This window comes from Vagococcus sp. CY53-2, from assembly GCF_022604695.1.
Classification (GTDB): Bacteria; Bacillota; Bacilli; order Lactobacillales; family Vagococcaceae; genus Vagococcus.
This window is the reverse complement of record NZ_JALAHP010000007.1, coordinates 33,623-47,268: the sequence shown is the minus strand read 5'-3', so window position 1 is coordinate 47,268 and position 13,646 is coordinate 33,623. Positions and strand designations below refer to the sequence as shown.

The following is a 13,646-nucleotide window of genomic DNA, read 5'->3' as shown; positions in this document are numbered from 1 at the left end:
ATGTTTATCATGAGATAAGTCAGAAACTATTTCAATATGTAAATTTTTTGTAAAAATTTAGGGGGGACATTCGTGAAAAGAGTGTTAAAAATGATCGCATCAGTAGGGTTTTTATTGACTGTTACAGGATGTGGCGCAGTTGACAATGGAGAATCTATTAATGCTGTTGGGTCATCTGCCATGCAACCACTTGTTGAGGCAGCTGGTGAACAATATAGTAGTAATCATTTAGGTAAATTTATTAATGTACAAGGTGGAGGTAGTGGAACTGGTTTAAGTCAAGTTCAATCCGGTGCCGTACAGATAGGTGATTCCGATTTGTTTGCAGAAGAAAAAGAAGGAATTGACAGTAAACTATTAGTTGATCATAAAGTAGCTGTTGTTGGATTGACACCAATCATTAATAAAGAAGTTGGTGTGTCAAACATCACAATGGAAAATTTAAGGAAAATATTTACAGGTGAAATTACCAATTGGAAAGAAGTTGGCGGAAAAGATCAAGATGTCGTTTTGATTAATCGAGCTACAGGAAGTGGTAGTCGTCACACGTTTGAACAATGGGTATTGGATGGACAAAAAGCAAAAGGGTCACAAGAACAAGACTCTACTGGGATGGTTAGACAAATCGTTAGTACCACACCTGGCGCAATCAGTTACGTAGCTTTCTCTTATGTTACAAAAGATGTGGCAACATTAAGTATTGATGGTGTAAAACCTACAGAAAATAACGTTAAAAATAATAAATGGGTTATTTGGTCATATGAACATATGTATACAAAAGGAGAACCAAAAGGATTAACAAAAGAGTTCTTAGAATATATGTTGACTGATGAAGTACAAGAAGATATTGTTCCTCAACTTGGTTATATACCAGTATCACAAATGCAAGTTGAGCGTGATGTTGAAGGTAATATAAAAGAAATTTCCAAATAAAAATTGTTGTTTCAATAGGAGGATATATTTTGGAAGATATTCAAAGCAAATTGCTAAAAAAGTCAAAAAAAGCAAAATTAGAACAATTTGGTAAGACTATTAGTTTTATTGCCATTTTATTTATTGTTGTCGTTGTCGTTGCCATCTTTTATTTTGTAGCGAGTAAAGGTTTAGCTACCTTCTTTAAAGATAAAGTAAATCTATTCGATTTTCTTTTTGGAAAAGAATGGAACCCAGGATCTGTGAGTGACTCTGGAAAACCATTGGTTGGAGCATTGCCAATGATTACAGGCTCGTTTATTGTGACACTATTATCCGCCATTATTGCAACGCCTTTTGCGATTGGTGCAGCGGTTTTTATGACAGAGATTTCACCAAAATTAGGAACAAAAATATTACAACCAGTTATTGAATTATTGGTTGGTATTCCTTCAGTTGTTTATGGATTTATTGGGCTATCTGTTGTTGTTCCTGCTGTACGTAATGTATTTGGAGGGTCTGGATTTGGTATTTTGGCTGGAACTTTTGTTTTATTTGTTATGATTTTACCAACAGTAACATCAATGACAATTGATGCATTAAAATCTGTACCAAGACATTATCGTGAAGCATCATTAGCACTTGGGGCAACACGTTGGCAAACAATCTATAAGGTAGTGCTAAGGGCGGCAATTCCAGGTATTTTAACTGCTGTTGTATTTGGTATGGCAAGAGCCTTTGGGGAAGCTTTAGCCATTCAAATGGTTATTGGTAATGCTTCACTGATGCCACATAACTTAATTACACCAGCCTCAACTTTAACAAGTGTGTTAACTATGGGAATAGGAAATACTGTTATGGGAACACTTGAAAACAATGCACTTTGGTCATTAGCTTTACTATTGCTATTAATGTCTCTATTCTTTAATGTTGTGACACGATTAATTGGTAAAAAAGGAGAGCTGAAATAATGAATGCAAAAAAAGCGGATAAGATAGCAACAGGCGTATTATACGCCGTTGCAGGTATTATTACATTAATCCTGGCTAGTTTAATTTTGTATATTTTAGGTCGTGGATTACCTCATATCAGTTGGAGTTTCTTAACGACACCATCTAAGAGTTTTCAAGCTGGTGGAGGGATTGGTATTCAGTTGTTTAACTCATTTTACTTATTAATTATTACGATGCTAATTAGTATTCCAATTTCTTTAGGAGCTGGTATTTATTTATCAGAATATGCCAAGAAAAACTTTTTTACTAACGTTATTCGTACAGCGATTGAAGTATTAAGTTCACTTCCTTCAGTGGTTGTTGGTTTATTTGGATTCTTAGTGTTTGTTATTCAAGCTGGTTTAGGCTTTTCTATTATTTCTGGTGCATTAGCTTTAACGTTTTTCAACTTACCCCTCTTAACAAGAAATGTTGAAGAATCATTAAAAGCTGTGCATTATACACAACGTGAAGCAGGCTTAGCTCTTGGCTTATCAAGATGGGAAACTGTCACACGTGTTGTGGTTCCTGAAGCACTACCAGGTATTTTAACAGGCGTTATTTTAGGAGCAGGTCGTATTTTTGGTGAAGCCGCAGCATTAATTTATACTGCTGGACAAAGTGCTCCAGCACTTGATTTTACTAATTGGAACCCATTAAGCATTTCTAGTCCATTAAATATCTTTAGACAGGCAGAAACACTAGCTGTTCACATTTGGAAAATTAATAGTGAAGGTAACATGCCAGATGGCGCTCAAGTATCAGCAGGAGCTTCTGCTGTGTTGATCATTGCTGTATTACTATTTAACTTTTTAGCACGTTTCTTAGGTAAGAAACTCCATAAAAAAATTACATCAGCTTAGATTGGGGATTTAAATGAAAACTTATAATACCGATGATACGCATATCATAACAATGAATAAAGATGAACAGAATTTGGCGTTAGAAACAAAAGATATACATGTTTGGTATGGTGATAATGAGGCGATTAAAGGGGTATCACTAGAATTTGAAAAAAATAAAATTACGTCTCTTATTGGTCCGTCAGGATGTGGAAAATCAACTTATTTACGTTCTTTAAATCGAATGAATGATCAAATCGACGGGACAAAAGTGACAGGAGAAATTATTTATAAAAACATTGACATTAATTCGTCAAAAGTTGATGTTTATGAGATGAGAAAACATATTGGAATGGTATTTCAAAGACCTAATCCATTCAGTAAATCTATTTATGAAAACATTACATTTGCCTTAAAACGTCATGGACAAAAAGATAAACAAACTTTGGATGAAGCAGTCGAAACAAGTTTGAAACAGGCAGCTTTATGGGATCAAGTAAAAGACGATTTACATAAAAGTGCATTAGCATTATCAGGTGGACAACAACAACGACTTTGTATCGCTCGTGCTATTGCGATGAAACCAGATATTTTATTGCTGGATGAACCAGCTAGCGCACTAGATCCAATTTCTACTAGTAAGGTGGAAGAAACATTAATTAATTTAAAAGAAGATTACACGATTGTCATCGTAACACATAATATGCAACAAGCGTCTCGTATTAGTGATTATACTGCGTTCTTTTACATGGGTAAGGTGTTAGAATATGATCAAACGAAAAAAATCTTCACTCGTCCAAAAATACAAGCAACCGAAGATTATGTTTCAGGTCACTTTGGTTAAGGAGGAACGTTATGTCAATAATTGAATCAAACGACTTGCACTTATATTATGGTAATAATGAAGCCTTAAAGGGAATTACGATGGATTTTGATCAAGGTGGCATTACGGCTTTGATTGGCCCATCAGGATGTGGAAAGTCAACTTTTTTAAGAACGTTAAATCGAATGAATGATTTAATTCCATCTGTAACGATTACAGGGAAAGTGACGTATAAAAATAATGATATCTATAGTCCAAAAACAGATATTGTCACGCTACGTAAACAAATTGGAATGGTGTTCCAACAACCTAATCCTTTTCCATTTAGTATTTATGAAAATGTTATTTATGGTTTACGATTGGAAGGAAAGCATTCTAAAGAAGAACTAGATCGTATAGTGGAAGAAAGTCTAAAAGCTGCAGCGGTTTGGGATGATGTAAAAGATAAATTAAATAAAAGCGCACTTTCTTTGTCTGGTGGCCAACAACAGCGGGTATGTATCGCTCGAGTACTAGCTGTTCAACCTGAAGTTATCTTATTGGATGAACCAACTAGTGCTCTTGATCCAGTTTCTAGTGGTAAAATAGAAAATATGTTGTTAGAATTAAAGGATGACTATACAATGATTATGGTAACACATAATATGCAACAAGCCTCACGTATATCAGATAAAACAGCGTTTTTTCTAAATGGTGATTTAATTGAATATGATAAAACGAAAAAAATATTTTTAAATCCTGGACAAAAAGAAACGGAAGATTATATCACTGGTAAGTTTGGTTAACAAAAAAAGATAAGGCAAGATGAAGGAGATGAAGGACATGCTTAGAAGTCAATTTGAAGAAGATTTACAAAATCTACATGATAAATTTGAAAACATGGGTAATGATGTAAATACAGCGATTAGTAATTCTGTACGTGCATTTATTGACCATGATAAATCACTAGCAAAAAATGTGATTGAATCTGATAGCGAAATCAACGCACAGGAATTAGGTCTGGAAAAGAAGAGTTTTGAAATGATTGCTCTACAACAACCTGTTACAACAGATTTAAGACGCATTGTAACAATTATGAAAGCAAGTTCCGACTTAGAACGTATGGGAGATCATGCTGTTTCAATTGCAAAAGCAACGATTCGATTAAAAGGAAACAAACGTGTTTTATCGATTGAAGAGGAAATATCTGATATGGCGACACATGTAATGGGAATGGTTAGTTCTGTATTGGATGCTTATATTCATACAGATAGCGACAAAGCAATCAAAATCGCTCAAAGTGATAGAGTAACAAATGATTATTTTAAATCGATTTATCGTCATTCAATTAAAGCTATGGAACAAGATACTGAAACAGTTATTGTTGGAGCTGATTATTTACAGGTTGCTGGATATTTAGAACGTATCGGGGATTATGTCTGCAATATCTGTGAGTGGATTATCTACTTAAGAACAGGTAAAATATCCGAATTAGCAGCAACAATGCATGAAGATGAATAATCAATTAAAACACTTAGATTTATTATCTAAGTGTTTTTTATATATTTTAAAGATTTTATATTCACTTTAAATGGCCTTTTAAGAATAAATATTAATTTTTACGTTATTTTATGAATAAATATGTTGAGGAGGTACCTTGAAATAGATAATATTGAACATAATTTAATTTGTAGAAATTAGAGGAATATAATATGACAAAAGAAAAAGTAGGTTTAGCTTATTCAGATAGATTGGATACATCAGTAGCAATTAGTTGGTTAAAAAAGAGTATGATGTGGTTGCTGTTTACTTGGATGTAGGTGAAGGGAAAGATTTAGATTTATTAAAGAAAAAGCCTTGACAGTTGGCGCTATTGAATCTTATGTGATTGATGTTCGTGAAGAGTTTGTGACTGATGTTGTCTTACCAGCCTTACCAACACATGCTTACTATGAGCAAAAATACCCATTAGTATCGGCTTTAAGTCGTCTATTAATTTTAAAAAAATTAGTAGAATTAGCGCATCAAGTTGATGCAACAGTGATGGCATATGAGTGTCTAGGGGCGATGACACTCTTACCGGATCATAAAGAAAGTGAAGATTGAACACTCGTACGCGAAGTATCGCATTTTAAACCAATTTTAGAAAACACATTGTCTAATTTAATAGACAATGCATTATGATTTAATCCAGCGATACAAGCGATTTTAGCATACATTAAAGAAACACAAAAAGTAGTTAATGGAACCGCAAAAGTGAAATTATACAAGAGGAGAGCCACTGTTAAGAAGACAAAGAAGGCATGTTTGATACTATTGAGACAATGGGTGTGTCAATGGTTATTTTGACAGATATGTTGGAAACCATGACACTCAATAAAGAAAAAATGCTTTATTTAGCTGAAAAAGATTGTTCTCATGCAACCGCATTGGCAGATTATTTAGCTTCTAAGTGAGTACCATCTAGACAAGCTCATGAAATCTTAGGGTTACTTGTTCTAGAATGTGCTACTGCTGGTTGTTATTTACAAGATGTTCCTCTAACTCGTTACCAAGAATTATCTCTTTTAATAGATAAGGATATATATGACGTGTTACAGTCCCAAACGGCTGTGAAACGAAGGAATAGTCTTGGTGGAACTGGCTTTGAACAAGTAAAGAATCAAATTTCTCTGGCAAAATCAACGCTATCAAGTGAGTAAAGCGTTCATATAATAGTTGGCGGGTGAAGACAATATGATTAAAAATGTCATTTTTTTGTAACCTTTTTATGATGAATTTATGTTATAGTTTACAATGAAAATAATAAATAGAAATAGAATTGGAGTTAGACTATACATGAGATTTAAAAAAATGATTGCCTTTACTTTATTAACAACAACTCTATCTGGATTTGTTTGTCCGGCTGTTATTCATGCTGAGAGTGTTGATAAAAAAATAGAGGACTCTCAAAAAAAAATAGATGAGTTAAATGCAAAGAAACAGGCATCAGATAAAACGCTATCTGATTTAGATTCAACTATTGCTAAATTGGATAAAGATATCAATAAGGTGTTAGAAGAAAAGGCATCATTAGAAAAAGAAATTAATTCATTAACAAAAGAAATAGATGATTTAACAATCATTATTAATAAGCGGAACAAACAAATAGAAAGTCAAGCTCGTTCTATGCAGTTAAATAGGGAAGATCAAGATTTGGTCAATGTTATCTTAGAGTCAGAATCAATATCTGATGCACTTAGTCGAACAGTAGCCTATTCTAAATTAGTCTCAGCTAATAAAGATATTATGGATGAACAAAAAAAAGATCAAGCTACCTTAGCTAAGAAAAAAGAAACATTAAATAAAAAAGTTGTTGATGTTAACAAGACTGCTAAAGAGTTAAAAACAAAACAAGAAAAATTAGAAAAAAGTAAAGCAGAGCAAGTTGCTTTGGCAGATAAAATTTTAAAAGAGTTATCAAAAGAAACAGATAATAAATCTGCATATGAATCACAAAAAGCAGAAGCTAAACGTATTTCTGAAGAAAATAAAAAACGTTTGAAAGAATTATCGGATAAACAAGCAGCAGCTAAAAAAGCGTTACAAGAACAACGTGAAAAAGAACAAAAAGAAGCAGAAGCTAAACAATTAGAAGCTCAATCGAGCCTTTCCATTTCTAAGCAATCTAGTGCGATTGGAAAGAGTAATAATAATACCAAAACAGATGAAGACAAAAATGAAACAATCTCACTACCAAGTCAAGATGGCTTCTCATTGCCACTTTCTGGAGGGTATACGATAACGAGTGGGTTTGGTTCCAGAACGGATCCAACTGGTTACTCAGGAGATCATCATGATGGAATTGATTTAGCTACTGGAGCAGGAACGCCAATATTGGCATCTAGAGCTGGTCAAGTAGTGGAAGCAAGTTATCATCCAAGTGCTGGTAATCACGTGATTATTTTACATGACAATGGATTGTATACATACTATATGCATATGACAAATATCGGTACAAGTGTTGGCTCAGTAGTTGACGCAGGAGACACAATTGGGACAGTCGGATCAACAGGAAATTCAACAGGAGCCCATTTACATTTTGGTATTAGTTCTAGTTTATGGAGTGGATTTATTAATCCAACGTCTATCTTATCCTTTTAGTCAGTAAGCTATAAAAACCTTAAAATTTATTTTAAGGTTTTTATTTTTTAGAATGATAAACGAATAAGTCTTGGTATACAGGAATAAATCCAACTCAAGTCCTATGACATTTCTTTAAAAATAAGACATAATATGAGTGTAGGTTAGTAATGTGATAGATAAAGAAGTTAAGAGGAGGATATATAATGAACGAACGTGAACGAATTTTAGACTTAGTTAAAAAAGGTATTTTAACAACTGATGAGGCATTAGTATTATTAGAAAATATTGCCACAGAAAAAGATGAAAAATTAATTGATAATGAAGCCAAGCAAGTAAATTATAAATCAGCAGAAAGCCAATCCAAAACAGGATACAATGATAGTAAAGTATTAGAAAGAGTGTTAGAAAAATTAGCAGAAGAAGAAAATAGAAAATCTGTAGAATATGATGAATTAACAGTTGAAATTCAAGGATTAAGACAAGATATTCGAGAAATTGAAGAACAACTGACAGTCTTTGATACAATGGAAGATTTAGATACATTGACTCCTGAAAAAGAAGCTGAGCGAGAGCAACTAAAAAAAGATTTAGCTTATTTAAAAGAAACAGATATTCAATTATCTAATGACAAAGCAGAATTAAATGAAGAATTAAAATCGATAAAAAAAGAGCGTCGTGATGCACAAGAAACAGAAAAAATATTAGGGTTTGATATTCCAAAAGATTGGAAAGAACAAACCAATCAAAAAATAAACCATGCGTCTGGTAAAGTAGAAGAAGCAGGTAAATACTTTGGTGATTTTTTGAAAAAAACAGTGGATGCGGTTAGTTCTACCGTTTCTGATAATGTGGAATGGAAAGACGTGAATATCAAAGTACCTGGTGTAAGTTCTCATAGTTTTACACATGAATTTCTTTATCCAAATAGTACAGCTACGTTGATTGATGTCAAAGTAGCAAATGGTAAAGTTAAATTTAAAACATGGAACCAACCAGATGTTAAGATCGTTGCAAACATTAAGTTTTATGGTAAATTAAACAATAACACACCATTTGAAGCATTCATTGAGCGTAGTGAAATTGTTGTAGATGAAGAAAACATTTCATTTCAAGTACCAAACAAACGACTAAGTTGTGAATTAGATTTTTATTTACCACAACATTTATTTGATCATGTGTCAGTGAAAATGTTAAATGGCGATATTAAAGTTGAAGATATGTTACTGGGTGATATTTTCCTCAAATCAACAAATGGTAAAATGAAGGTAAAAAATATTAAAGCAACTATGCTTGAAGTTGAAGGTGTTAATGGTGATATTCAAGTAGAAGATAGTGACATTGTAGATTTTATTGGTCAAACTGTTAACGGTGAATTAATCAGTAAATCCGTTATTGAGCATACTAATGTATCATTAATTAATGGCGCAGTAAAAGTTACTTCAAATGATTTAAAAACAAAAAAAATTAAAGCAACTGTGGTAAATGGAGACATCAAAGTTTCCCTTGCAAAACAAGCAGGTATTCAAGCAGATTGCCAAACGAATTTTGGCTCAATTAAAAATCGTTTTAGTAACATTGATATTTTAAAAGAAAAGAAAGAGCGAATGAATCAAATGGTTGAATTTGTTCGACAAGATGATAATATGGTTCAATTATCTTTAAATACGACAACAGGAAGTATTTACTTGAAAGATAATGACTAATAGATGGAGTGAAAAAAAATGGGAAGAAAACTAACAAAATCAAGTAATAATATTGTTTTAACAGGAACATTAGCAGGTATTGCAGAATATTTTAATATCGATCCAACCTTGGTAAGAATCATTTATGTGATTTTATCAATGTTTACACTAGGTTCACCAATTATTTTATATATTTTGCTAGCCTTAATTGTTCCAGGTTCAAATAAACAAAGTAGACCACGTTCTCCATATGAAGGATATGGCGGTTATAATTATGAAGAATCATCTAAACAATATAAAGCAAAACGACCAAGAAAAGAAGCACAAAAAGTAGAAGAAGATGACTGGAGTGACTTTTAGTGACATACTTTCAACGTCTAATTATTAATACGTTGGCGTTCATCTCATTATCTGTATTATTTCCTTCCATGTTTTATGTTAATAGTTTTATGATAGCCATTGTGGCAAGTGTTGTTTTATCGGCATTAAATGTATTAGTAAAACCCATATTACATATCTTGTCACTACCTATTACACTCATAACATTTGGTTTGTTTAGTTTCGTAATAAATGGGATGATGTTAAAATTCACATCTGTGATTGTCGGTGAACAAAACTTTGCTTTCTCTAGTTTAGGAGCAGCAGTATTTATTTCGCTACTTCTTTCATTGATTAATTCCATTGTGATTAATAGACATGTCGATAGATATTAAAATTGTATGATAGTGAAGCATATAGTGTGTTAACACTGTATGCTTTTTTGTTTATTTATATGATTATCCGTTAGTTTATCTCTTTGCTAGATTTTTTATGTCTTTTGATTTAAACTGGTATTTATGAAAAAAATTTGAAAATGAACTATAAGAACAGATAAAGAAAGTCAGATGGAAACTCTTTTAAAAACTGATGGTAATGGTGTTAATGGGTTGGCAAAAAACATACCATTTACCCAATCGCTTCCAGATGTGGGGTATTTGCTAAAATAGATGTGCAATCATCGATTGAATCGTATTCGATTGATGTTAGCAACCGCTAAGAAAAATATGTAACCAACTGTTAAATTTTATAGATAATCTAAAGTAAAAACAAAACTTGATTTTTACTATAAAGTTATTTTATTATTTTTCTATCAGTGTATATGAGATAGGCTAGAACTATTGTAAATAGAGGAGAGTATGAACCTGTTTAATTTATCAGTAGATGAGATGATCATCCTTTTCAATTTCTAAGAACAGTTGTTTAATGTTAAAGATTAATCATGTGGGAGAGAGTAATGAACCAACAAAAATTAAAAAAAATTTATTTACTCATGATGTTTCTATTGATTATTATTTCAATAGTTATCAATGTTATTAATTTTCAATACAAAGAAATAATAGATATCATAATATTGCTTATTTTTGCTTTAGATAGTTTTTATACATTATGGAAAACCGATAATAAAAGGGATTATTTAAAACATCATTTTTTAGATTTTATTGCGATTATCCCATTTCATCATGCATTTCGTTTGGTAAAATTTTTTCCGCTTATCATGCAGAGTATACAAATCACTTCGCTTGGACAACGGTATTTATTACCTGTATTTTTGAAATTAAGAGAAACAGGTACAGGAAAACTTTTTAATACTTTTTTGATTATTTTTATTTTTTTACCGTTACCGTTACTATGGATCGAGCCTAATATTACAAATTATGAGGATTTGATTTGGTGGGAGATGCAGACTGTCACAACTGTTGGTTATGGGGATATTATGATTCAAACTGGGTTAGGAAGACTTGTCGGTGGGATATTAATGGTCTTAGGTGTTGGAATTATTTCAACTTTTACTAGTAACTTAACGCGGATTATTAGTCATTCTAAGAAGCCCAATCATAAAAAAGCAGATGATGTCATTGAAGAATTACTAAAACAAAAATCGTTTAATAAGGAAGATTTAGAAATCATTGAAGCTTGGTTAACATTAGAAAAAAAGAAACAACAAAAAATAGATAATACTAAAACATGATAAACAAACAGTCTCGATTTTTTATACGAGGCTGTTTTATTTTATATTATGATATAATTAAATAATGAAATATGACAAAATTGAAGCAAATTAAACTTTATAAAAAAATAAAGATGTTAGACCGGCAAGGTTTTTATAATCATAAAATTGATTTAGAGCATTTAATGATGTATAAAAAGATTGGGAAATTAAATATATCCATTAAAGAGTTAATTAATGAATTGAATATGTCATATTATATTAATGATTTAATAGGTAATTAGTCACTTGATATGAGACAACGATTATGTCGATGGATGAGGTGATGGATGGACTAGATCCAACAAACGTGACACTTATTTCAATCATTATGATAAAAAAAGAGATGAAAGAAAACTGATTATAATCACTTCCCATTTGTTGGATAACTTGGAGTAGTATGCAGATCGTATTTTCTTCCTATCAAATGGTCAATTAGAATTATTTTTTGACCGAAAGACTGGAACGAAAGATCAAACAAGGTATCTAAAAATAAATCAAGCGGATTGTCGTTTTTTATCAGAAGAGATCATAGAAAGAGGTCAATTATTAGCGGAAGGATTATTTTTACTACCATTAGATAATGGTGATGAGAAAGAATTATTCCTTAATCTACCTTTAGAAGAAATGAGTAGTGTGACGGTTTCAAGGCTCTCTTTAAAGGAAGCCTACGACATAAAATTTGGGTTAAATAAAAAAGATTAACCTGTAAAGAAAAAACACTTTACAAGAGTAATTAAAACTGTTAAACTATGCTTTGTGATTAAAACAAATCAAAAAATTTTTGGAGGTGCCTTAATAATGGCAGTTAAAATTCGTTTAAAACGTATGGGTTCTAAAAAGAAACCTTTTTATCGTATGGTAGTAGCAGATTCTCGTTCACCTCGTGATGGACGTTACATCGAAGTAGTGGGAACTTACAACCCATTAACAGATCCAGCTCAAGTAAAAGTTGAAGAAGACTTAATCTTAGACTGGTTATCAAAAGGAGCTCAACCTTCTGATACAGTACGTAACATTTTATCTCGTGAAGGAATCATGAAAAAACATCACGAAGCTAAATATACTAAAAAATAAGGTGGGCTTATGAATGACTGATGTAAAAGATTTGGTATTAACCATTGTCCGTCCGTTAGTTAGTCAACCCGATTTAGTTCACCTAGATGTAGAAGAATCTGAGGAATTTATGGAGTACAATTTAACAGTAGCTTCAGAAGATATCGGTCGTATCATTGGAAAACAAGGTCGTGTGGCGAAAGCAATTCGTACAATTGTTTACAGTGTTCGTACGGATCATTCTAAGAGAATTCGTTTAAACATTCTAGATGACAACAATTAAAAAGCAAGTGTTAGAGTTAATCTAACGCTTGCTTTTTTGTCATCTATAAGCAGTAAATCCTTTACCAACAACCTCATGAGCACTTGTAACCACGACAAAGGCTTCATCGTCGATATCTAGTATTGCTTGTTTTAGTGCGATAAATTGATCTTCCTGAATAACGACCATAATCATTTTCTTCTCTTCAAGATTTAAGCCACCTTCAATAGGAATAAGAGTAGCCCCTAAATCTAAATCAGAAATAATTTGTTCTCGAATTTTTTTATAGTCATTAGAAATAATCATGACATTTTTAGATGATTCAGGACCAACTTGGACGGTGTCAACCATACGACTAGTTAAATATAATGCAATAAGAGCAAACAAAACCGCCTGCACATCAAACACAAAAAGAGCACTTAAAATAACTAAACCATCACAAATTCCTAAAATAATTCCTAATTTAATTGGAATATATTTTTGGACAATCAATGCAATTAAGGCAGTTCCTCCAGTTGAGCCTTTTCCTAAAAAGACCAAACCAACACCAAGACCAACTGTAATCCCACCAAAAATAGCAGCTAAAATAGGCTCAATATGACTTAGAGCCACACCGTGTAGTAATGACACAAATAATGGCACAAGAAAACTGCCTAAAATACTTTTGAAAAAAATTTCTTTCCCTAATAAAAAGAAAGATAGTGTCAGCAACACAAAGTTAACTGAAAATAACACAATACTGGGTGTTAAATGAAGTGTCTCGTATAAAATAATGGTTAATCCATTGATTCCTCCAGACACAATTCGATTGGGCAATAAAAAAGCATTGAAACCAAATGCAACAAAAAGTGTTCCAATGACAATAAATAAGGTATCACTAAAGCGTGTCCCCATCTTTTTTTGTAAAGTTTGTACCATATTGACTCCTCCTTGAAAATATATCGTAA

Annotated in this window: 14 protein-coding genes and 2 pseudogenes; 15 read left to right on the top strand and 1 reads right to left on the bottom strand. The window is 32.1% G+C overall.

Annotation, left to right across the window (positions count from 1 at the left end; genetic code table 11):
* Positions 1 to 72 precede the first annotated feature (72 nt).
* The 15 genes and pseudogenes from MN581_RS09005 to MN581_RS08935 all read left to right on the top strand — a co-directional run bounded on the left by MN581_RS09005 (position 73) and on the right by MN581_RS08935 (position 12,720).
* Positions 73 to 933 (top strand): phosphate ABC transporter substrate-binding protein PstS family protein, encoded by an 861-nt coding sequence (locus MN581_RS09005; protein WP_304466101.1) that lies wholly within the window; start codon positions 73 to 75, stop codon positions 931 to 933.
* A gap of 29 nt (positions 934 to 962) precedes the next feature.
* A complete protein-coding gene (gene pstC / locus MN581_RS09000) occupies positions 963 to 1,883 on the top strand; it encodes a phosphate ABC transporter permease subunit PstC (RefSeq protein WP_117974003.1) in 921 nt (306 codons plus the stop codon).
* Entirely contained in the window at positions 1,883 to 2,767 is an 885-nt protein-coding gene (gene pstA, locus MN581_RS08995; RefSeq protein ID WP_117974005.1) for a phosphate ABC transporter permease PstA, read from the top strand. Before pstC ends, pstA begins: the two co-directional genes overlap by 1 nt.
* A 13-nt stretch (positions 2,768 to 2,780) precedes the next feature.
* Positions 2,781 to 3,590 (top strand): phosphate ABC transporter ATP-binding protein PstB, encoded by an 810-nt coding sequence (pstB, locus tag MN581_RS08990; RefSeq protein ID WP_117974007.1) that lies wholly within the window; start codon positions 2,781 to 2,783, stop codon positions 3,588 to 3,590.
* Between the two features lie 11 nt (positions 3,591 to 3,601).
* Positions 3,602 to 4,354, top strand: a complete 753-nt coding sequence (gene pstB / locus MN581_RS08985) for a phosphate ABC transporter ATP-binding protein PstB (RefSeq protein ID WP_117974009.1) — start codon at positions 3,602 to 3,604, stop codon at positions 4,352 to 4,354.
* Between the two features lie 37 nt (positions 4,355 to 4,391).
* Positions 4,392 to 5,069 (top strand): phosphate signaling complex protein PhoU, encoded by a 678-nt coding sequence (gene phoU, locus MN581_RS08980; RefSeq protein WP_117974011.1) that lies wholly within the window; start codon positions 4,392 to 4,394, stop codon positions 5,067 to 5,069.
* Between the two features lie 191 nt (positions 5,070 to 5,260).
* Positions 5,261 to 5,819: pseudogene (locus MN581_RS08975) on the top strand (argininosuccinate synthase domain-containing protein); the annotation flags it as partial.
* A 17-nt stretch (positions 5,820 to 5,836) separates the two neighbouring features.
* Positions 5,837 to 6,250: pseudogene (locus MN581_RS08970) on the top strand (argininosuccinate lyase); the annotation flags it as partial.
* A gap of 136 nt (positions 6,251 to 6,386) precedes the next feature.
* Positions 6,387 to 7,691 carry a peptidoglycan DD-metalloendopeptidase family protein gene (locus tag MN581_RS08965; RefSeq protein WP_158559467.1) on the top strand — a complete coding sequence of 435 codons (1,305 nt, stop codon included), beginning with the start codon at positions 6,387 to 6,389 and terminating at the stop codon, positions 7,689 to 7,691.
* 185 nt (positions 7,692 to 7,876) lie between these two features.
* Positions 7,877 to 9,376 carry a daptomycin-sensing surface protein LiaX gene (gene liaX, locus MN581_RS08960; RefSeq protein ID WP_117974015.1) on the top strand — a complete coding sequence of 500 codons (1,500 nt, stop codon included), beginning with the start codon at positions 7,877 to 7,879 and terminating at the stop codon, positions 9,374 to 9,376.
* Between the two features lie 18 nt (positions 9,377 to 9,394).
* Complete coding sequence (locus tag MN581_RS08955) at positions 9,395 to 9,715, top strand: PspC domain-containing protein (RefSeq protein ID WP_117974017.1); 321 nt, start codon at positions 9,395 to 9,397, stop codon at positions 9,713 to 9,715.
* Positions 9,715 to 10,068 (top strand): phage holin family protein, encoded by a 354-nt coding sequence (locus tag MN581_RS08950; protein ID WP_117974019.1) that lies wholly within the window; start codon positions 9,715 to 9,717, stop codon positions 10,066 to 10,068. The genes MN581_RS08955 and MN581_RS08950 overlap by 1 nt, the downstream gene beginning before the upstream one ends.
* Positions 10,069 to 10,628: 560 nt before the next feature.
* Positions 10,629 to 11,363, top strand: a complete 735-nt coding sequence (locus MN581_RS08945) for a potassium channel family protein (protein ID WP_158559468.1) — start codon at positions 10,629 to 10,631, stop codon at positions 11,361 to 11,363.
* Between the two features lie 819 nt (positions 11,364 to 12,182).
* Entirely contained in the window at positions 12,183 to 12,458 is a 276-nt protein-coding gene (gene rpsP / locus MN581_RS08940; RefSeq protein ID WP_117974025.1) for a 30S ribosomal protein S16, read from the top strand.
* A gap of 13 nt (positions 12,459 to 12,471) precedes the next feature.
* Entirely contained in the window at positions 12,472 to 12,720 is a 249-nt protein-coding gene (locus tag MN581_RS08935; protein ID WP_117974027.1) for a KH domain-containing protein, read from the top strand.
* Positions 12,721 to 12,759: 39 nt separating this feature from the next.
* Here MN581_RS08935 and MN581_RS08930 read toward each other — a convergent pair whose 3' ends face one another.
* A complete protein-coding gene (locus MN581_RS08930) occupies positions 12,760 to 13,617 on the bottom strand; it encodes a YitT family protein (RefSeq protein ID WP_233519213.1) in 858 nt (285 codons plus the stop codon).
* Between the last annotated feature and the right edge of the window lie 29 nt (positions 13,618 to 13,646).